This is a genomic window from Aeromonas sp. FDAARGOS 1419, assembly GCF_019047045.1.
Lineage (GTDB): Bacteria > Pseudomonadota > Gammaproteobacteria > Enterobacterales > Aeromonadaceae > Aeromonas > Aeromonas veronii.
This window is the reverse complement of the sequence record NZ_CP077209.1, coordinates 4015001-4035850: the sequence shown is the minus strand read 5'-3', so window position 1 is coordinate 4035850 and position 20850 is coordinate 4015001. Positions and strand designations below refer to the sequence as shown.

The window sequence follows — 20850 nt, the reverse complement described above, 5'->3', positions numbered from 1 at the left end:
ACCAAAAATGCGACTTGTATCACAAGTTACCAAGGCGTCATATTAGGCACTGTAACCTCTTGTTTCCCCTCGCGCCATTGTCGTGCTTGTCGGTGCATCGAAGCCCACTGGGGATCCTGCCTGTTCAGGCAGTCTGATCTGTGGAGCCGAAAATATGAGTACCTATGTCATCGTCGAAGAGCTGGGCGACTGGCCTTGCCATGCCGATTATCTGCTGACCGCCCGCACCTATCTGCAACATGGCGTGCCGACTACCGGCGGCCGACCCCGCATCATCAACCTCTGCCGCAATCTGGAGCACCTGAGCGCAGGCTACTACTGCTCGCTACTGGCCCAGGCCCGCGGCCACCACTGCCTGCCTGGTCTGCAGGCCATCAGCCGACTGCAACCCCAGCAGCCACCGGCCAAGCTGTGGCGCAAGGCACAGGGGTGGCTGGCCCAGCAGAGCGAGGATCGGATTAGAGTGCGCGCCATCTTCGGCCAGTGCGAACAGAGCGAGCTGGCGGGACTGGCCCGCTACTACTATGGCCTGAGCCAGCTGCCGCTGCAGGAGCTGACCCTCAAGCGCGGCCGCCACGGCTGGTCGGTGCGCCAGCAGCAGAGCCTGTCGCCGCTGGAGCTGAGCCCAAGCGAGAAAGAGTTGATGCTGCACCACGCTCAGGCGCTGGTGGGCACCGGTGACGAGGAGCAGGCTGCGCCGCTCTACCAGCTCGCCATTCTGGTCGACCCCGATGATGGCCGTGCCAGCAGTGACGGGCTGGCGCTGGAGCGCTTTATCCGGGCTGCCGCCGCCCAAGGCATCCGGGCCGAGATCCTGCCACCGTCGGCCATCGAGCGGCTGCCGGAGTTCGACACCCTCTGGCTGCGGGCCGAAACCGCAGTCGGCCACTACACCTTCGAATTTGCCCACCGTGCCGAGCAGCTCAAGATGCCGGTGCTCGATAGCTCCCGCGCCATCCTCGCCTGCAGCAACAAGCTCTACCTCTACGAGCTGATGGTGCGCAGCGGCGTGCCCATGCCGCCCACCATGGTGGTAACCCGCCGCGGCCGCCACCATGTGGATGAGCTGGTACAGCGGCTCGGCCTGCCGTTGATGGTGAAGGTGCCCGACGGGGCACAGGGGCGCGATCTCGCCATGGCCAGCGACGATCAACAGCTGGCCCGCCTGCTGGACGAGGGGCTGGGCCGCTCCGCCCTGCTGCTGGTGCAGAGCCGGATCCCCGCCGAGTTTGACTGGCGCATCGGCTTTCTCGACGGCTCGCCGCTGTTCGCCTGCCGTCGCTACCGGCCCGAACCCGGCAACCGCATTCGCCGCCGCAAGCACCCCCTCGACATGAGCCGCATCGAGGCGCTGCCGCTCAACGAGGTGCCGGAGCGGGTACTGCAGACCGCCCGCCGCGCAGTGCATCAGCTCGGCAATGGCCTCTACGGGCTCGATTTGCGCCAGCAAGGGTGTGACTGCGTGCTGCTGGAGATCGTCGACAACCCCTGGATCCGCGGTGATATCGAAGACAAGGAGGCGCAGGATCTCTACGAGCGACTGGCCCGCGCCTTCCGCCAGCGGCTGGAAAACCGGGGCCAGACCACCGCATAACCCCGCCATGACTGTGTCGCCCACTATGACAGAGAGGGCCCCGCGACGGGGCCCTCTCTCATATCAAAGCGTGCTGTGGCTGACTTATTGCAGACGCAGGAAACGCCCGCTCAAGGGCGGTATCTCCACCGTCACGCTGCTGCCGCCGATAGCCAGACTCTCGCCACTTTGCAGATCCACCAGCGCACTGCCGCTGCGCAGCTTGCCCGCCGACAGGTTGTAGCTGAGCGCCGTGGTGGAGAGGTTGAGCAGGTAGACGACTTGCTCGCTCGCCGTCTGCTTGATGTCACCATAGAGGCTGCCATCGGCCACCAGTTTGACTCGCTCTCCCTGATAGAGGGCGGGGTGGGCAGCACGCATCGCCAGCAGCTGGGCGAGCCACTCTTTCAACTCAGCCTGTTCGCTACCCGGCACAAAACCGGTGACAGCAGGCACCTTGCCGTCGCTGCGGGCCACATGGTCGTCGCACAAGCCCTGCGCTGCACAGTCACCGCTGACCTTGGCAGCAAAGCCAGGCACCTCGTCGCCAAACTCCTCGCCGTAGTAGAGGGTGATGGGGCCGGAGCGGGCCGCCATAAAGCTGAAGGCCGCCTTGTGGCGCTGCCAGTACTCGGTCGATTGAAAGTTGCCGCGCTCCAGCAGATCGCCAAAACGCACCAGATCGTGGTTGCCCAGCATCAGGTTCGGCATGGCGTGATTCGGGTAGTTCTCCACCTTGTTCCAGCTGGCATCGAGCACGCTGGCCCCCTGCCCGCCCTTGCCGGACTCCTCGACCGCCAGCGCCTGCACAATGCCGTAGCGCAACGGGAAGTCAAAGGCTGAGGAGAGCGCCGGATTGTCGCTGCTGCCATAAGCCTGGGCGCGAATGTCGTCAGCCCCCTTCCACACCTCGCCCACCATGTAGCCAAGGGTGTCCCACTGCTGACCGGCGGCCTTGCGCGCCGCGCTGGCCTGATCCACCTCGCTGCGAATGGCGCGCCAATCATCCAGCCCAAGCTGATAGGCCTGATCGAGGCGCCAGCCGTCGATGCCGTACTGCTCGACCCAGTAGCGGGCCACCTCCTTGAAGTAGGCGAGGCTCTCCGGCTTGCTGTAATCCACCAGCTGGCCGGGATAACCGGCACCGCCGCTGGTGAGGGCTGGCAGACGCCCCTCTGGCGAGGGCTTGCTCACCCCCACCTTGTTGACGTGGCCAAACACCCCGTCGAGGAAGACATAGAGGCCGCGCTGGTGCGCCCCGTCCACCAGCTGTTTGAGCTTGGCATTGCTGCCAAAATTGGGATCTACGGTGAAAAAGTCGCAGGCGAAGTAGCCGGTGGCATCAAGCTTGTTATCGCCGCCTTGCCCCGCGCAGGAGTCGAACACCGGAGTGAGCCAGATGGCGTTGACGTTGAGACTCTTGATGTGGTCGAGGCTGTCGATGATCCCCTGCAGATCGCCGTTGTGCTGGGAGGGGCCATAGCCGACGCCGTAGTTGGCACTGCCGTCACCATCGGCAAACGACTCCACCATTACCTGATAGATGCGCAGGTTGCAGGCGGGTTGATCGTCGCCATAGCAGGCACGACTGGCCGTGGCGACCGGAGGGTGGGTGACCGGCGGATTGACAACGGGGGGAGCGCTCTCCCCTCCGGAACTACCGCTGCCGCCGCAAGCCGCAAGTAACAGGGCGGCCCCGAGCAGGCCGCCATAGCGTAACGTTCCCTGTTTCATTGTTATGTTCCCGCTGTGAGAGCAGGCGTCTGATACGCCTGTTTTTCACCATGATAGCGATGCTCACACAGCGGTGTCTGTGATTGAAAACGTTATCTGACTCAACTGGTTAGAGCACCCCTGCCGAGGCAAAACGGTAGTTGAGCGAGAGCCAGTAGGAACGGCCCGGCTCGGGGATGCGGCCGCTCTGCTCGTAGCCCAGCCCGGCCTGACTGGCGTGCACCGACTTGGAGAGGTGCTCGTAGTAGAAGGTGTCGAACAGATTGTCCACCCCAGCCGAGAGCTGCCACCCCTTGGCAAACTGCCAAGCGCCACTCAGGTTCATGGTGAAGAAGCCCGGAGTCTCCCCCTGATCCTGACCCGCAACGGTACCGGACCAGAGATCTACCCGATCCTGCGCCGCCACCGCGCGCCCCAGCAGGGTGAAGTTCAGTGCCTCATTTGGCTGCCAACCAAGGGCCAGCTTGCCATCGAGCGGCGGCATCTGGGCCAGCGGCTTGTTGTCGCTCTGGTTTTCGCCGTAGACCACCGCCAGACCACCATCGAGACGCCACTGCTCGGCAAACTGCCAGCGCCCCTCCAGCTCGCCACCCCGGGTCTGGGCATCGATATTGCGCACCTGGTTCGACTTGCTGTTGTAGAGCAGGTAGTCCTTGATATCGGAGCTAAAGAGGGAGAGGGTCAGGTCCAGCTCGCGACTGCGCAAAGCCAGCCCCGCATCCCACTGGCGACTGCGCTCTGGGTTGAGGGTGAACGGGGTACTGTCCTTGCTGCGCTCCCAGTAGTCCGGCGCACGCTCTGCCTGCCCCCAGGCCAGATAGCTGGACCAGCGGGGCGACCACTGGTACTCGTAGCGGCCAAACCCGCTGTTCAGGGTCAGGGTATCGCTGTAGAGGGTCTGTTCACCGGCGCCATAGCGGGTGGTCTCGACCCTATCCTGACGGTAACCGCCCTTGTAGCTGTGAGCCCCCTGCTGACGACCCAGTTCGGCGAAGCCGCCCTGCTGCTCGAAACGCAGGGTGCGCTGGCGATCCTTGGTGGCATAGTCGACCCCACTCCGACTGCGGTGCTGATCCCGGTTGCTGTCGAGCCCGGCGGTCAGCAGCCAGTCTGCTGGCAAGGCGATGTCGTTGGCCCAGCGACCGCCGGTGTTGCGGCGATCCGGGTTGGAGAGCATCTTCATGCCGCTGTTTTGCCGCAGGCTGAAGTTGTCCATGATGTGGTCGATGTAGTTGTCCCACAGGGTCAGCTCGCTGCGCTGCCAGTGAGTGGTGATCTGCTCCTGCTTGAGCTTCAGCCCGAAGGATTCGCGATCAAACATGGGGCCATCCATGGTGCGGTCCGCATAGGCGGCACGGGCATTGCTACGCTCGGCGGTGAGTTCCAGCCAAGTGTGCTCCCCCGGCGTCCAGCCCAGCTGGGCGGTGCCGTTCTCGCGACGATAGAAAGATCGCACCTTGTCACCGTGGCCATCGCGGTAATCGTCGCTGTCGGAGTGGGTGAACTGACCGCGCAGATAGCCATCGGTCGAACCCGCCGTCATATCCACCATCTGGTCATCGCGGCCGAAGCTGCCATAGAGGGCCGAGGCATCGGCCTTGAGACCCGGTGCGGTGAACTCGGGCCTGTCCCGCTCGAACAGCACGGTTCCCGCCAGGGTGGCACCCTGCTCCAGGGATTGCGACCCCTTCAGCACCCGGATCCGGTCAAAGGATTGGGGAAACACATAGGCCGTGGGCGGGTCCATTCGGCCACCACACCCACCGGCCAGCATGCCGCCATCCATCTGCACGTTGAGGCGGGACATCCCCATCCCCCGCAGTACAGGGTCGCCACCGAGCCCCCCTTTGCGCACCATGCTCATGCCGGTGACATTCTTCAGATAACCGGCGCCATCGGCAGCGGGCATGGGGGAACCGGGCTTCTTGGGATCCAGCGTCACTTCAAGTGTGCTGGCGGGGCGGGTTGCCACCACCACCATGGGATCCAGCTGTTGCACCGATTCCTGACCGGCAGCGCCGTGACAGGCGAGCCCGCCCACCAGCAGGGCAAGAGGTGTGCGCATATGACAAGCCATACATTTTCCTTATGTATTTGTTTATTTTGTTATTTTCATTCAACCGACCAAACCTTTCAGCAAGGGAAAGGTTTGCCATCAGGCCGCAAAAAAGGCCTGCGGCGCGAAAGCGGCAAGCCTCTGTCAGGTGAAGCGAAGGCAAGTTGGCAAAATGTTGCGCAGGTTTTACCCAAGTTGGCTCAGAAAGGCAAACGGGCAAACATTCCAGTAACAGGAATCTGGCGTTGGCTCACAAAAAATGGGGATTAGCTGAAGGCTTCCCGCTCATCGATGGGAGAGATGAGGTGATAGACCTCATGGGCAGATAGCGTGCAGCCAACAGGCCACTCCAGCTGGTGGTGACGGTTGATGAAGACCCGGGCGCAGTGACGCTCGCTCTCCAGCTTTGCAAACAGCGGCTGGGTTCGCCAGGGGGTCAGATCCAGCACCCCCGTGGTGCCATCCGATAACACCAGAAACAGGCGCCATCCCCGCACATACTCGACATCGATAAAGACCGGCATCCCTTCGGCTCCGATTGAGATAATTCGCGGTAATTATAAACACCCACCCCCCATCCATACGCGCTGTGGCTCACATTTTATCCAGCAGGTTATGCTGTGCTCATTAAGCGCGCGACATCACATTTTTAGATGATAAATGTGTTAATTCCGGCTTTTAACAAAATTGAATGCAACCTTAACCAGTTCGATCTGTCATAACCTCACAACAAGTAAAAAACGTCTGTGGACAGGCGCTTACAGTCTCATTCAGGAACAAAAATGACAGATCTAAAACAGCGACTCGGCCCGTTCTGGCCCTTCGCCATCTTCTGCGCGCTCGCGCTTTTCTCTCTCTCTTTCAGCCGAATCGCCCTCGGTATATGGCAACTGGAACGAGTGGATGCCGTGGCCGGTTGGCAGGAGATGCTGCTGCAAGGGATCCGGGTCGACTTTGCGACCCTCTGCTGGGTCTGGGGTGTCCCCGCCATGCTCACTCTGCTGCTGGCAGGCCCCCATGCCATCGGCCGGGGCTGGCTGCAACTGATGCGCGTCTGGCTGACCGTCGGACTCTGGCTGATGCTGTTCCTCGAGATCTCCACCCCCTCGTTTGTCACCGAGTATGGCGTGCGCCCCAACCGTCTCTATGTGGAGTACCTCATCTATCCGAAAGAGGTGTTCGCCATGCTGTGGGCGGGGCGCAAGGCCGAGCTGCTGCTGGCGTTACTCTTCAGTGGCGCCGTGCTGACCGGCGGTTGGTGGCTGAGCGGCCGTCTGGTACGTGGTCTCTGCTTCCCCCGCTGGTATCTGCGTCCGGCCTTCGCCCTGCTCATTCTGGCCATAGGTTTTCTCGGTGCCCGCTCCAGTCTCGGCCACCGCGCCCTGAACCCGGCCATGGTCGCCTTTGCCGAGGATCCGCTGGTCAACTCGCTCACCGTCAACTCCGCCTACTCCCTCTTCTTTGCCATCAAGCAGATGGGCGCCGAGGAGGATGCCGGCCAGTTCTACGGCGAGATGACGGAGCAGAAGGTGCTCGAGGTCATGCGCAAGGAGAGTGGCCGTCCGGCCAGTGATTTCAACTCCGAGCAGCTGCCCAGCCAGACCTTCAACGAGGCGAGCTTCCAGGGTAAACCGAAGAATCTGGTGATCCTGCTGCAGGAGAGTCTGGGCGCCCAGTTTGTCGGCTCCCTCGGTGGCCTGCCGCTCACCCCCAACATCGATGCCCTGTCGCAGCAGGGTTGGGCCTTCGAGCAGCTCTACGCCACCGGCACCCGCTCGGTGCGCGGTATCGAGGCAGTACTGACCGGCTTCACGCCGACCCCGGCACAGGCGGTGGTCAAACTCGGCAAGAGCCAGACCAACTTCTTCACCATCGCGGATCTGCTCAAACAGCGGGGTTACGACACCAGCTTTATTTATGGCGGCGAAAGCCACTTCGACAACATGCGCAGCTTCTTCCTCGGCAACGGCTTCACCACCATCGTCGAGCAGAAGGATTTCGACAATCCAGTGTTCAAGGGCTCCTGGGGCGCCTCCGACGAGGATCTGATGGCCAAGGCCGACGAGACCTTCAAGGCGCTGCACAAAGAGGGCAAACCCTTCTTCAGTCTGGTGTTCAGCTCCAGCAACCACGATCCGTTTGAATTCCCGGACAACCGCATCGAACTGTTCGAGCAGCCCAAGCAGACCCGCAACAACGCGGCCAAGTATGCGGATTACGCCATCGGCGAGTTCTTCAAAATGGCGAAACAGTCCGAATACTGGAAGGATACCCTGTTCCTGGTCATCGCCGACCACGACAGTCGGGTCGGTGGCGCCAGTCTGGTGCCCATCCCCCGCTTCCATATTCCGGGGGTTATAGTGGGCGACGGTATTGCACCGAGAAAGGATCCGCGCATCGTCAGCCAGATCGACATGGCGCCGACCCTGCTCTCCCTGATGGGGATCAGTGCCGACTACCCCATGCTCGGCAAGGATCTGACCCGCATGCCTGCCGACTGGCCGGGGCGCGCCATCATGCAGTACGACAAGAACTTCGCCCTGATGCGCGGCAAGGATGTGGTGATCCTGCAACCGGAGCGGGCGGCAGAGGGCTATGTCTACGACAATGCCAGCGAGAAGCTGACTCTGGCGGCGCAGCCGGACGCCTTGAAGGAGGATGCCCTCGGTCTTGTCCTGTGGGGCAGCATGGCCTATCAGAAGAGCCTCTATCAGACGGCCAAGGATGAACGCACCGCCGCCAATTGAGCCAACTGTGCTGATTCAGCCGATAGCAGAATAGAAAAAACCGCCAGCTGGCGGTTTTTTCCATCTATCCATACCGTCGGCCCACTGGCCATTATGGCTGGGGAAAGCAGGGCAGGGAGCGGCTGAACTTGTGCTCGAACACCAGCGAGGTTTCGAGGTGCACCACCTCTTCGCGGGAGGTGAAGTGATCGAAGACGAAGTTGCGCAGGTGCTCGGTATCGGAGACACAGAGGTGCACCAGAAAATCATCCTTGCCCCCCATGTGGAACAGGCTGATCACTTCGGGCAACGCCAGAATGGCATCGCGGAAGGCATCGATGATCTGGCGGCTGTGACGGGCCAGCTGCAGGGAGACCATGGCCTGAATGTGGCCACCGAGGGCCTGATAATCCACTTCGCAGTGCGCCCCCTTGAGCACGCCATCCTGCTGCAACTTGCGCACCCGCTCCAGACAGGTGGAGGGGGCAACGCCCACCCGCGCGGCCAGATCCTTGTTGGTCATGCCCGCATCCCGAAACAGATGGGCCAGGATATCCAAATCCAGTTGATCCAGGTTTCTCATCTTAACTCCTTGAACCGCTCAATTTTTTAGACTCTGCCCGTAAACCGGGGCAAACACAACGGCCATTGACATCCCCCTTGCCCCGCCTATCCTTGGCGCCATTCACCGGTCGCAGCCCTGCGGCCACCACGCGAGGATCCGCCATGCACCCGTATCACCCTTTCTGGAGCCTTGAGGTTCCCCGTGTCGATGGTCAGCTGCTGCTGACCCCCTGCCCCGGCACCCAGCAGGTGCCGCTGACCCTGGCGCTCGATCAACTGCGGCTGGCCGGTGCCCACGGGGTGGTGACCCTGATGACAAGCGCCGAGTTGATCCGACTCGAACTGGCGCAGCTCGGCCAACAGGTCGAGCACGAAGGGATGCGCTGGTTCCATCTGCCCATCGAGGATGATCTGGCCCCCGACACCGACTTCGAGGCGGCCTGGCAACAGGCGCTGCCACAGCTGCGCGAGCTGCTGGGCGATGGCAAACATCTGGTCATCCACTGCAAAGGGGGCAGCGGTCGTACCGGTCTGGTCGCCGCCGCACTGCTGATGACCCTCGGCCAGCCACAGCAAGAGGCGATGGCCGCCATCAAGGCCCACAGACCCAAGGCGTTTACCCTGGCCTGCCACCGCCAATGGCTAGACCAGCTGGCCGAGCGGCTGGCGCAGGGCGACTGACTATTTACCTCCCTGGTCGTAGGTGAAGACCTTGCCGATATCTTCCACCCGATAGCTGGTGAGCTGATAGACGTAGTAGTTGAGCCAGTTGGCAAACAGCAGATGACCATGGCTGCGCCAGCTGGCGCGCGGCGTCCGGCTCGGATCATTATTCGGGTAGTAGTTGACCGGAATGGCCGGGTCGAGCCCTGCCGCCAGATCCCGCTGATACTCCCCGTCCAGCGTCAGGGCATCGTACTCCGGGTGCCCGGTGACAAACACCTGACGACAATCCTTGGTCGCCGCCAGATAGACTCCCGCCTCTTCTGACTCGGCAAAAATCTGCAAGTCGGTCTGGGCACGGATCAGATCGCCATCAAACGCCGCGTAACGGGAGTGCGGGGCGACAAACTCGTCATCGAAACCGCGCAGCAGCGGCTCGTGCTCATCGAGGCGATGGTGGCGGTAAACCCCGGAGAGCTTCTCGCCGTGGGTCTGCTTCTCCATACCATACAAGGCTTTCAGCGCCGCCTGCACCGCCCAGCAGAGGAACAGGGTGGAGGTGACATGCTGATGGGACCACTCGATGATCTCGACGATGCGCGGCCAGTAGACCACCTCCTCGAACTCCACCAGCCCGAGCGGCGCCCCTGTGATGATCATGCCGTCGTAGTTATTGCCACGCACCTGTTCGAAGTCGTGATAGAAGTTCTCCAGATGGGCCTGAGGCGTGTTCTTTGACTCCCTGTCATCGATGCGCAGCAGATCCACATCCACCTGCAGCGGCGAGTTGGAGAGCATCCGCATCAGCTGGATCTCGGTCTCAATCTTCTTTGGCATCAGGTTGAGGATGAGCACCCGCAGCGGGCGGATGTTCTGGGTGACGGCCCGGGATTCCGTCATCACGAAGATGTTCTCCTGCCCCAGCACTTCGGCGGCGGGTAACTGATCCGGGATCTTGATCGGCATGCTTACTCCCTGTACTGCATCAGTAAATATGTCTGGACATCCAGAAGCCTATAATAAAGCTCTTGCCCTGTCATCAGATACCTTTTGTATTCACCCCCGCCTTTGACTAGCATACGGCTCAGTGTGTCTCCTGCTTCCAAGATAATGACCGGTATCAAGATTTCCGTAGATCGACTGCAAGTCGGCAACTATGTATCCCTGCCACTGGGGTGGCGCGAACACCCGTTCCTGTTTTCCAGCTTCAAGATCAAAAGTGAAGAAGAGATCGAGCTGATCCGCCGTCTCGGCCTGAAACTGGTCACCATCATTCCCGACAAGAGCGACGTCCCGCCCAAGCCCCTCAATCAGGTACAACCTCAGCAACAAGAGAGCGCAGACGCCGCCCAGCGTCAGGCCCAGATGCAGCAGGAGAAGGATCGCCGCATCGAACAGTTGCAACTCTATCGCCGCAACCTGCAGCAGTGCGAGAAGCAGTTCCAGCAGTCGCTGGCGCAGGTGCGCAGCGTGATGAGCAAGATCCAGTCCCGCCCCCTCAATGCCATCGGCGAGGCGCAGGAGCTGGTCAATGCCATGACCGAGCAACTGCTCTCGGTGGACGAAATGGTGCTGCACCTGGTCTCCGACAGCGAGGATGGCAACAACCTCTACTTCCACTCCCTCAATGTGAGCGTGCTCAGCATGCTGCTGGCCAAGGAGTGCTGCATGACGGCCGACGAGATCCGTCAGGTCGGCATGGGGGCCCTATTCCACGACATCGGTAAATTGAAGATCCCGAGCCAGATCCTGCGCAAGACCGAGCCGCTGACCAAGCCGGAGCAGAATCTGATAGCCCAGCACCCGCGCTACGGGCTGGATCTGCTCAATCTGGCCAAGGATTTCCCGGCCGAGGCGAAGGGGATCGTGCTCCATCACCACGAATATCTCGATGGCAGCGGGCCGGAAGGGCTCAAGGGTGGCCAGCTCGATCCGCTGACCCAGATGGTGTCGCTGATCAACGAGTACGATAACCTCTGCCACATGCAGGCCAAGGTGCCCTACTCGGCCCTGAGCGGCCTCTACAAGCAGCGCAAGGCGCAGTTCAATCCGGAGTACCTCAGCATGCTGATCCGGTTGATGGGGATCTATCCCCCCGGCAGCGTGGTGCAACTCTCCAACGGTCAGGTGGGGCTGGTGATGTCGGTCAACGCTTCCCGCCTGCTCTACCCCTCGGTGCTGGTCTACGATCCGCGCATTCCCCGTCAGGAAGCGGCCATCATCGACCTGCAGCAAGCCGAACTGTCGATCGCCAAGGTGATCCACCCCAAACGGCTGCCGCCCGCCGTGTTCGAGTACCTCAATCCGCGTACCCGGATCAGCTACTACTTCGAGCACAGCAAAGCCTGATTGTGTTGGCTCGAGGCCAACCGTTGCCACCCGTTTAATCCAAGGAGCCTGCCATGCGTATCGAGATCATCAGTACCGGAGACGAGATAGTGACGGGTCTGGTGGTGGATACCAACGCGGCCTGGCTCAGCGCTCTGCTGCTGGAGCAGGGCTGGCAGGTGCGCCGTCGCCTGACGGTAGGGGACAACCTCGCCGACCTGAAAACGGTGCTGCAAGAGAGTGCCCGCCGCGCCGAGGTGGTGTTGGTGTGTGGCGGGCTCGGGCCCACCGCCGACGACCTCACCGCTCAGGCGGCAGCCGAGGCCTTTGACCAACCGCTCACCCTCTTCCCCGACTGGCTCGCTACCATCGAAGCGCGCTACGCCAGCCGTGGCCGCCCCATGGCACAAAGCAATGCCAAACAGGCCTGGCTGCCACAGGGGTGCGAGATCCTCGACAACCCGGTCGGCACCGCCTGCGGCTTTGTGGTGCGAAGTGGCCAGAGTCAGCTCTTCTTCACCCCGGGCGTGCCGTTCGAGTTCAAGCAGATGGTGCGCGAGCAAATTCTGCCGCGCCTCAAACAGCTGGCCGGGGCACAAGTCGATACCGAGCTGCGTCGCTTTTACACCTTCGGTGTCTCGGAGTCGGCGCTCAGCGATATGCTGGATGCCGAACCCTGGCCAGCCGGCATCGAGCTGGGTTACCGCTCCTCCATGCCCCTTATCGAGCTGAAGCTGATCGGCCACGGCGCCAGTGCTGCTGACATGGAGAGCGCCGAGCGCCGACTGCTGGATACGATCCGACCCTGGCTGGTTGGCAGCGGAGATACGGAACCTGCGCAGCAGATCCTCGCGCTGCTGCAAGGCAAGCCTCTGGCTCTGCTGGAGGGGGAGAGTGGCGGTGTGCTGCTGGCGCTTTGTCACGGCCATCCCCAGCTGGAGGCCAACTTCAGCACGCAACTGGCCGATGAGCTGGCGCAACTACCGATAACCGATGCGGGCCTGCAACTGACCATAGGGCGAGAGGGCGCAGAGGGGGTGCCACTGCTGCTCAGCGCCGATGGCATGCACATCGGTCAGACGGTCAAGGTCAGCCACCCCGACCCGGAGAGCCGCCGCAAGATCCTCGCCTTTGCCGCCCTCGACATGCTGCGCCGCCATATGCTGGGTGAGCCGGTACTCGGCGATTACCTCACCCTGGCCAGAACAGCCCAGCGCAGCTGATAACTACCGCCCCTGCCAGCGACCCTATGTTGCTGGCGCTGCGATCCGCCATTTCACGCCATTGCCAAACAGCACCCATATTTATCCGGCCGCCATCACCGATTTGACTTCAATTCATTGACCATTCAGAGGAAATATCTGAATACTGCCCACTCTCAGGGTTGGTGACTCGCTTTATTAATCATTGAGAGATTAAATGACAGTAAAGGAGCGAGCCGATCGCTCCGTTCTCATCCAGCAAGGAGATGCGGTGTTAAGCAAAGAGTGGTTGCTGCTATCAAGCGATATGGAACTGGTCTGCCTGCGGATTGCCGCCGGTCTCACCAAACCTGTCACGGAACAGGATGTGCAGGCTCTGCTGCTCGCTTCCAACTGTCGCCGCTATCAGCCGCTGCCCGAGGGGATCAAACAGGCCATCAGCCTGCTCAATACCCTGCTCACCAACCCTGCCGCCCCCGTCCCCGCCAACCCCATCCCTGTCGGCAAGCGTCAGGATGCCCGACTCACCGTAATCGTGGAGAAGGATCGCATGAGCGCCATCGCCCAGATCACTGCCGACTGGGGGGGCAAATATGTGACGCTGGAACAGCTGAAAGAGGCGATCGCCATCAGCGAAATCAAACAGGGGGTGAGTGAGCAACTGCTCATCGCTGCCATTCAGTCGGCCAAGGAGGCCGCCCCCGGCAGTCAGCTCAAGCTGGTGATTGCCAACGGCCAGCCTGCCGTCAATGGTCAGGACACTCGCTATGAGCGGCTGGTGGAGACCCCGGCCGAACGGATCCTCAAACCGCAGGAGCTGGGTCATGGCAAGGTCGACCTGCGGGATCTCGGCTCCATCGTCACCGTCAAGGCAGGCGCTCCGCTGATGCGCCGTCATCCGGCCACCGTCGGGGTACCCGGTTTTACCGTGACCGGTCAGGATCTGCCCGCCAAAGATGGCAAAGACAGCCCGATGAGTGCTGGCGAGGGCACCTTTATCTCCCCCGACGATCCCGACCTGCTGATTGCCGGTCGGGCTGGCCTGCCCTGTCAGGAGAAAGCGGGCATGAAGGTGGACGAGGTGCTCAGCGTCAAACAGGTAGATGCCCGCCACGGTCACATTGATTTTGAAGGGGGCTTAATCGTCAGCGGCGACGTCAACCCGGGCATGAAGATCAAGGTCAGCGGTGACATCGTCATCGGCGGCTTTATCGAAGGGGGCTGGATCGAGGCGGGGGGCAGCATCACGGTACGCCACGGCATCATTGGCCGCCGCAACGAGCAGGGGGAGTACCTTTGCCAGCTCAATGCGCAGGGGGAGATCCACGCCAGCTACGCCCAGTATGCCCAGCTGGAAGCGGGGGGGGATATCCAGATCCAGAGCCAGCTCAGCCACTGCTACTCCCGCAGCGGACAAGATATCAAGGTGGGCGATAGCAACATGCGCAAAGGCACACTGCTGGGGGGCACCAGCATTGCCAATCGCCTGATCATGGCCCCCAGCCTGGGGGCCGAGGCCGCCAACCATACCCGGCTGCAGATCCTTGGCGGCTACTTCACCCACAAGGAGCAGGAACACCAGCTCAAGCTGCGCCAGCAGGCGTGTCAGGCCCAGCTGGAGAAAATCAAGGAGCTGGTCATGAAGTTGCTGCAACTGCCCGGCGACAAGCGCAATCCGGATACCCTGCGCAAGCTCAAACCGATCCGGGACCATCAGCTGGCCGAACTGGCCCAGCTCGATGAGCAGCTCACCGCCAACCAGGAGGAGCTGCGAAACTTGATGGCTCAGATGGAGGTCATTGCCACCCAGCACCTCTACTCCGGCATCGAGGTCGAGATGGCCAGCTTCAAACGCAAGGTTACCATCACCCGAGGCCCTACCCGTCTGACCATCCATGATGAAACCCTGGAGATGACCCCTTACGAGGGACACAAATAGCTCAACCGGCACGGACTGCTCGCTGTATCGTCCGTGATCCCGCCGTCGATTTTCGCTACACTCGCCACTTCCTTGGCCCCACCGGGCGGGCCACCCAGACTCAGGTAGTGAGAGATGTACAAGCTGATCGCATTGGATATGGATGGCACCCTGCTCAACCCGCAGGGCCAGATTACTCCCCGCACCCACGCCGCCATCAGTGCCGCGCGCGCCAAAGGGGTAACCGTAGTGCTGGCCTCCGGCCGCCCGCTGGAAGGGATGAGCCGCTATCTGGAAGAGCTCGGCCTCACCACAGAGCATGACTACGTCATCTGCTACAACGGCGCTCTGGTGCAACAGGTGGCCGATCAGCGCATCATCCGCAGCCAGCTGCTGACCGGTAGTGACGCCAGCGCCGTCGCCAAACTGGCTGATGAGCTGGAAGTGAACGTCCATGGTTTCTCGGTCACCCGTGGCCTGATCAGTCCCCGTGTCAGCACCTACACCGAGCACGAATCTCGCCTGATCGGCATGCCGATCAATCTGATCGACTTCGCCACCCTGCCTGCCGACGAGCAGATCATGAAGGTGATGATGATCGACGAGCCGCCCCAGCTCTCCCGCGCCATCGAGCGACTACCTGCAGAGCTCTATGAGCGCTATACCGTGGTACAGAGCGCCCCCTTCTTCCTCGAGTTCATGAACAAGCAGAGCAACAAGGGAACCGGCGTGGCCGCACTGGCCGAGCACCTGGGCCTGACCGCCGCTCAGGTGATCTGCGTCGGGGATGCGGGCAACGATCGCCACATGATCGAATACGCAGGCCTCGGGGTTGCGATGGGCAATGCCACCGACGAGATCAAGGCTCTCGCCCAGCACACCACTGCCCACAACGATGAAGATGGCGTGGCTCAGGTGATCGAGCAGTTCGTACTGAACGCCTGATCGCAATCGAGCGCTGCTGCGTCCGATGAGGAAATAAAAACGGGGAGGCTGTCAGCCTCCCCGTTTTTTCTGGTTAGTTATCTGCGTGATGAGCGGTAATTCGCTCGCATCACTGGTTCGCCAGACACTGGGTGTGGGAGCCAGGTTGCAGGTAAGGTGTCAGCAGGGGAGCCATTCCCTTGAGCACCTGCACCGGCAGTGCCGAGGTGAAGCGGAACTTGTCAGACTGGCTACCCGGCACATAGGCGGTCAGGGTACCGAAGTGATCCTCACCCAGATAGAAGACGAAGGTTGCGGTACGGTTGCGCGCCAGCGAGCTGGTCACGTTGCCATAACGGCCCACTGTTTCAATCCGGTTATCCCCGGTCCCGGTCTTGCCCCCCATCTGCAGCACAGTGCCATCCGGCAGGGTAAAGGCACCGGCGATACGTCTTGCCGTGCCCCCTTCGACCACCTTGGAGAGCGCACTGCGCAGGGCGGCCGCCACCTCTGCCGGCATCACCCGGGTTCCCTCGGTGTGCTGCGGCTCAAACTCGGTCTCGAAGGGCGTCCCCTTGGCGAACGAGAGGTGCTCGATACGCAGGGTTGGCGAGCGGACACCGCCATTCTGGATAATCCCCATCAGCTCGGCCAGTGCAGCCGGACGGTCACCGGAGCTGCCCAAGGCAGTCGCCAGCGAAGGCACCAGATGGTCGAACGGATAACCGAGCTTGGCCCAGCGCTGATGGATATCGAGGAAGGCTTCAACCTCCAGCATGGTGCGGATCCGGCTGTCACGGGCACTGCGATGACGGGTCTTGAACAGCCAGCTGTAGACCTCCTGCCGCTCGTCACGACTGGCCGCCACCGCGTCGGCAAAGGTCGCCTTGTCGAACTCCTTGAGATAGGCCAGCAGCCACAGCTCCAGCGGGTGAACCCGGGCGATGTAGCCCTGATCCGGCAGTGAATACTTGCCCGGGCCATAGCTGACGTAGAGCTGATTGATCCGTTTCGCACTCAGCTTCTCGCGCGGCAACCGCTCCGCCAGGAAGGCAGCAAATGCGGCTTCGCTGGCTTCCGGCATCAGGTAGCGGTGAACCGCCGCCAGACGTACCGCACTCGGCTTGAGACCGTCGAGGAAGGTATCGAGTTGCTCCTCGGGAGTCTTGCCGCGATATTTGCGCCAGAAGCGCAGCAGATAGGTCTGGCCCTCTTTGTCGGCAAATTTGGCCAGATACTCCTGACGACGGGGATCCTTGTCGTCCTTCAGCAACTGGGCACGGTTGCCCTCCTTGTAGAGGCTGTAGCGCACGATATCGCGCATCAGCCGCACAAAGGGCAAGTTAATCGACTCACGTAGAGAGTCACGCAACGTCGGAATACGATTGTTATCCTCGCGGCGGAAGTTGTTGAAGGTGTGCATGCCGCCACCGGTAAAGAACCCCTCATTGGGGCTGGCGGAGTATTTGCGATCCAGCGCCGCTTCCAGCATCACAGGCAGGCTCTTGTCCTGAGCCGTCATCAGATAGGAGATAGCCCAACGGCTGAGGTTGTCCTGAGAGACGGCAGCCAGCTTGCGCAGATTCTCGACCGGCATCCCGGCATAGTTGTCGTGCAGCTCGGCCACGATCTCCAGATAGGTGGTCAGCACCCGCAACTTGGCGGTTGAGCCCAACTCCAGCTTGGAACCTTCGTTGATATCGAACGGCTGATCGGTGTTGTCGGTCTGCACCCGCACCTTGAACCCTTCCGGCGACTTCTCGAACAGAGTGAAACTGTAGCGCACATCGCCGGTCTTCTCCGGCGAGAGCAGGCGCTCACCAAACAGCCCTACCTGGGCGGCAAACGTCGGGTCGGCCAGCTGTTGCAGATAACGGGAGATTTCGTTCTGCAGCGGCATGTTGAGGCTGGTATCGGCGGTCAGATCCATCCGGTCAAGGTCATAGAGCTGCACCCCGAGCTGGCGGCTCAGGCGAGTACGGGCAACTTGCAACCCCTTGTTATTGTTCACCCGGGTGATAGCCGGGGACTGCAGGAAGTCACGGAACGTAATCTTGGCCTTGAGCGCCGCCTCCATCAGAGGTGGCGTGATCATCCCCTCCTGCACAAACAGGCGCAGGTAGCTGTCGGTCAGGGTAGCCAATGCCTCTCGCCCCTGAGCCAGATAGTAAGAGGGACGGCGGTGCGCAATCATCAGCGAGACAACCTGACGCAGGGCAAGTCCCTGTTCGGCCAGCGGCGCATTCTGGTTGCGGGCGGGATCCAACAGACGGTTCACATCATCGACGTTGGCACCAAACCAGACCCAGAGACCATCTCCCAGACCATGGACTTCACCATATCCTGGCGCAGCCGAGAGCGGTACCGAGTTGAGGTAGGCCCAGGCGACCAGTTTGCGCGCTTCGAGGGTTTCCGGCCCGAGACGATAGGCCCGCACGCTGGCAGAGGCCATCTGACGGATCTTCTCGGTCGGCGACAGGGTCAGCCCATCCGGCGAGTGGCGATACTTCTCCACCTGGGTCGCCAGGGTACTGCCACCGGCAGATTGATCCTGCATATCGAGCGCCTTGCCCACCTGGGAGAGCGCCGCCTTGGCAAAACGGGGCCAGTCGACCGCCGGGTTGGCCAACGGCTCTTCATTGCTCAGCAAGTCACGGTTCTCGATAAACAGCAGCGACTGGATGACAAGAGGCGGAATGGAGTCAAAATCCGGATAGTGATGAGTCGGATACTTGAATTGATAGAAAGGTTCTGCGCGGCAATCGTGCAATGTCAGGCCAGCCTGCACCTTCTCGGTATAGGGCACGAAGAAGCCACGACTGGCGTAGTCATAGAGCGCGTCGGAGAAATGCACCTGCTTGCTGACTTCATAGCCCCGCTGAAGCAAACGTTCCTGCATCATCGGCAGTTGCACATAGCCGAGCCGCTTGTCGAACGGGCCATCCTCAGGGAAGGCGATCTGATTGCTCTGGCCAGGCTCGACCTGATAGGTGAGCTTGGCAGCATAGCGGGAGATCTCCTGAGATTGCAGCTTCGAGGTTTTCATCTCATAGCCAACCAGAGCGATCACCGCCCCCAGGCACAATAAAAAGAGAAAACAGAACAGCCAACGCCACCAGGGACGACGCTTGCGCTTTGGGTTCCCGTCCGAGGTCTGGACAGATGAATCTTGAGATGCCACTTGTGTCAAATCCGTCTGTTCTGATGCGCCCATATCAGCCCCACCATGGTTGCGCAATTTATTGTGTTTCACTCAAGCTTAGTCTTTTCAAGTCAATGGCTTGAAACTATTGACCGCTTTGTAGTGATGGTAACAGGGCAATTCTAAAAAGGGGAGCCGATTGTTGCAGGAGTGGCAGAGATCAGAGCTGATAACAAAACACCGGCCAGTGGCCGGTGTCTCTTAAGCGAAAGCGCAACGCTTATTTGTGAGAGCTCATGCCCTTCAGTTTGGTGCTCAGCTCTTTACGCTCTTTGGAAAGCTCGGCGTTCTTGATGATGTGGTCATCCACGCGCTCTTCATAGTCGGCACGCATGTTGGCGATGATCGCCTGCACATCATCAATACTCATGCCCGGCTTGATGTAGTCGCTCAGGTTGTCGAGCAGCAGCACGCGCTTCTGGTTGTCACGGATCTTTTTCTCGTTATCCGCAATTTCACGCTTGAGTTTGTTCTGGCGACGGGACATACGCACATATTCCAGTACATCGCTGAAGGTGGACTTGTTTACTTGTTCCATATCGATACCACTGACTTAAGGTTGATAAAAACTGGCCAAGTTACACCTGGAACCCGGCAAACTCGGCGCGGGACAGGCAAACTCAAGATGCCCTTACTCTACCGAGTTATAAGCGAGATACAACCCTAATCGCGCGCCATGAACAGAGTTTGGCCAAAAGTAAACCAGTTAAAATAGCCAGTAATCCATCAGATAAGGGCTTGATATAGATAGAAAATGGAGGAAATGACAGGATTTTTAGTTCTCTTCCTGCAGATAAATGCTAATACTGGCTGTTTAACACGCTAAAAACACCAACGCGTGGTCGTGAGACTGGGCTTTGTGTTGGTTCTGGTGTGCAAACCAGTGGGACTTATGGGCAAAAACCGCCCATAGCAAAAAGGCCTTCCCATCAGGGAAGGCCTTCAAATTAGTGGCGGAGCGGACGGGACTCGAACCCGCGACCCCCGGCGTGACAGGCCGGTATTCTAACCGACTGAACTACCGCTCCGCATTCGGTTAGCTTTCGCTAAATCTTCTGCTGCATCTTCTGAGGTGTCACCCCCGCAGCTAGTGACGTGATTCTTCACATCACCGTTTAATTGGGTGCCTGGCAGTGTCCTACTCTCGCATGGCGAATGCCACACTACCATCGGCGCTACCGCGTTTCACTTCTGAGTTCGGCATGGGATCAGGTGGTTCCACGGCGCTATGGCCGCCAGGCAAATTCTTCATCGATTTGTCCGGAACAAATCGAAACCGCCGTAGGCGGGCCCGAAGGGTGAGGTTCAGGACGAACCGAATAATCTAGAAAGCTGACGTGAATAACGATGTTGCTCGTTGCTTGTCGTTATCACTGAATTCGTAGTTTCGCTTAGGTTTGCTACAAGCCTTAGAACACTTCTTGGGTGTTGTATGGTTAAGCCTCACGGGTAATTAGTACGGGTTAGCTCAATGCATCGCTGCACTTACACACCCCGCCTATCAACGTTGTGGTCTCCAACGGCCCTTTAGGACCCTCAAGGGGTCAGGGATGACTCATCTCAGGGCTCGCTTCCCGCTTAGATGCTTTCAGCGGTTATCGATTCCGAACTTAGCTACCGGGCAGTGCCACTGGCGTGACAACCCGAACACCAGAGGTTCGTTCACTCCGGTCCTCTCGTACTAGGAGCAACTCCCTTCAATCATCCAACGCCCACGGCAGATAGGGACCGAACTGTCTCACGACGTTCTGAACCCAGCTCGCGTACCACTTTAAATGGCGAACAGCCATACCCTTGGGACCGACTTCAGCCCCAGGATGTGATGAGCCGACATCGAGGTGCCAAACACCGCCGTCGATATGAACTCTTGGGCGGTATCAGCCTGTTATCCCCGGAGTACCTTTTATCCGTTGAGCGATGGCCCTTCCATTCAGAACCACCGGATCACTATGACCTACTT

The 20850-nt window shown here is 60.4% G+C and carries 15 protein-coding genes, 1 tRNA gene and 2 rRNA genes (1 of these 18 running past the window's edge); 8 read left to right on the top strand and 10 right to left on the bottom strand.

The window, feature by feature from the left end:
- The first annotated feature begins 154 nt into the window (after window positions 1-154).
- Complete coding sequence (locus I6L49_RS18425) at window positions 155-1594, top strand: RimK family protein (RefSeq protein WP_216950092.1); 1440 nt, start codon at window positions 155-157, stop codon at window positions 1592-1594.
- An 84-nt stretch (window positions 1595-1678) separates the two neighbouring features.
- Here the strand turns inward: I6L49_RS18425 and I6L49_RS18420 are convergent, their stop codons facing one another.
- Both I6L49_RS18420 and I6L49_RS18415 read right to left on the bottom strand, forming a co-directional pair.
- Window positions 1679-3307: an alpha-amylase family glycosyl hydrolase gene (locus I6L49_RS18420; protein WP_216950091.1), complete on the bottom strand. Its 1629-nt coding sequence runs from the start codon at window positions 3305-3307 to the stop codon at window positions 1679-1681.
- A gap of 109 nt (window positions 3308-3416) precedes the next feature.
- Window positions 3417-5384: a TonB-dependent copper receptor gene (locus I6L49_RS18415; protein ID WP_216950090.1), complete on the bottom strand. Its 1968-nt coding sequence runs from the start codon at window positions 5382-5384 to the stop codon at window positions 3417-3419.
- Between I6L49_RS18415 and I6L49_RS18410 the strand changes: the two genes are divergently transcribed.
- Window positions 5373-5633: a hypothetical protein gene (locus tag I6L49_RS18410; protein WP_141108901.1), complete on the top strand. Its 261-nt coding sequence runs from the start codon at window positions 5373-5375 to the stop codon at window positions 5631-5633. The two genes, I6L49_RS18415 and I6L49_RS18410, sit on opposite strands and share 12 nt — an antisense overlap.
- On the opposite strand, the gene I6L49_RS18405 is transcribed toward I6L49_RS18410, so the two are convergent.
- Window positions 5630-5887, bottom strand: a complete 258-nt coding sequence (locus I6L49_RS18405; RefSeq protein ID WP_005335997.1) for a DUF2442 domain-containing protein — start codon at window positions 5885-5887, stop codon at window positions 5630-5632. The two genes, I6L49_RS18410 and I6L49_RS18405, sit on opposite strands and share 4 nt — an antisense overlap.
- A 258-nt stretch (window positions 5888-6145) precedes the next feature.
- On the opposite strand from I6L49_RS18405, the gene I6L49_RS18400 reads away from it, so the two are divergent.
- Window positions 6146-8110 (top strand): LTA synthase family protein, encoded by a 1965-nt coding sequence (locus tag I6L49_RS18400; RefSeq protein ID WP_216950089.1) that lies wholly within the window; start codon window positions 6146-6148, stop codon window positions 8108-8110.
- A gap of 91 nt (window positions 8111-8201) precedes the next feature.
- Here I6L49_RS18400 and I6L49_RS18395 read toward each other — a convergent pair whose 3' ends face one another.
- The gene (locus I6L49_RS18395; RefSeq protein ID WP_216950088.1) at window positions 8202-8672 is read right to left on the bottom strand and encodes an Lrp/AsnC family transcriptional regulator; all 471 of its coding nucleotides are present in this window, start codon (window positions 8670-8672) and stop codon (window positions 8202-8204) included.
- Window positions 8673-8815: 143 nt separating this feature from the next.
- On the opposite strand from I6L49_RS18395, the gene I6L49_RS18390 reads away from it, so the two are divergent.
- Window positions 8816-9334 carry a cyclin-dependent kinase inhibitor 3 family protein gene (locus tag I6L49_RS18390; RefSeq protein ID WP_040067125.1) on the top strand — a complete coding sequence of 173 codons (519 nt, stop codon included), beginning with the start codon at window positions 8816-8818 and terminating at the stop codon, window positions 9332-9334.
- On the opposite strand, the gene metA is transcribed toward I6L49_RS18390, so the two are convergent.
- Window positions 9335-10282 (bottom strand): homoserine O-succinyltransferase, encoded by a 948-nt coding sequence (gene metA / locus I6L49_RS18385; RefSeq protein ID WP_042053667.1) that lies wholly within the window; start codon window positions 10280-10282, stop codon window positions 9335-9337.
- 144 nt (window positions 10283-10426) lie between these two features.
- Here metA and I6L49_RS18380 point away from each other — a divergent pair, with 144 nt between their 5' ends.
- The 4 genes from I6L49_RS18380 (at window position 10427) to yidA (ending at window position 15709) form a co-directional block, all read left to right on the top strand.
- Window positions 10427-11665 carry a DUF3391 domain-containing protein gene (locus tag I6L49_RS18380; RefSeq protein WP_216950087.1) on the top strand — a complete coding sequence of 413 codons (1239 nt, stop codon included), beginning with the start codon at window positions 10427-10429 and terminating at the stop codon, window positions 11663-11665.
- 53 nt (window positions 11666-11718) lie between these two features.
- Window positions 11719-12867: a CinA family nicotinamide mononucleotide deamidase-related protein gene (locus I6L49_RS18375; protein ID WP_216950086.1), complete on the top strand. Its 1149-nt coding sequence runs from the start codon at window positions 11719-11721 to the stop codon at window positions 12865-12867.
- Between the two features lie 250 nt (window positions 12868-13117).
- On the top strand, window positions 13118-14785 hold the full coding sequence (locus tag I6L49_RS18370) for a DUF342 domain-containing protein (RefSeq protein ID WP_216950085.1): 1668 nt from the start codon (window positions 13118-13120) through the stop codon (window positions 14783-14785).
- A 114-nt stretch (window positions 14786-14899) separates the two neighbouring features.
- Window positions 14900-15709 (top strand): sugar-phosphatase, encoded by an 810-nt coding sequence (gene yidA, locus I6L49_RS18365; RefSeq protein WP_216950084.1) that lies wholly within the window; start codon window positions 14900-14902, stop codon window positions 15707-15709.
- 109 nt (window positions 15710-15818) lie between these two features.
- Here the strand turns inward: yidA and I6L49_RS18360 are convergent, their stop codons facing one another.
- The 5 genes from I6L49_RS18360 to I6L49_RS18340 form a co-directional block, all read right to left on the bottom strand.
- Window positions 15819-18902 (bottom strand): transglycosylase domain-containing protein, encoded by a 3084-nt coding sequence (locus I6L49_RS18360; protein ID WP_216950083.1) that lies wholly within the window; start codon window positions 18900-18902, stop codon window positions 15819-15821.
- Window positions 18903-19110: 208 nt separating this feature from the next.
- The gene (gene tmaR, locus I6L49_RS18355; RefSeq protein WP_005336024.1) at window positions 19111-19428 is read right to left on the bottom strand and encodes a PTS system regulator TmaR; all 318 of its coding nucleotides are present in this window, start codon (window positions 19426-19428) and stop codon (window positions 19111-19113) included.
- A 413-nt stretch (window positions 19429-19841) separates the two neighbouring features.
- Window positions 19842-19918, bottom strand: a tRNA-Asp gene (locus I6L49_RS18350).
- Window positions 19919-20015: 97 nt separating this feature from the next.
- Window positions 20016-20130: ribosomal RNA gene (gene rrf / locus I6L49_RS18345) — 5S ribosomal RNA — on the bottom strand.
- 192 nt (window positions 20131-20322) lie between these two features.
- Window positions 20323-20850 (bottom strand): 23S ribosomal RNA (locus tag I6L49_RS18340); it runs 2362 nt beyond the window's last position.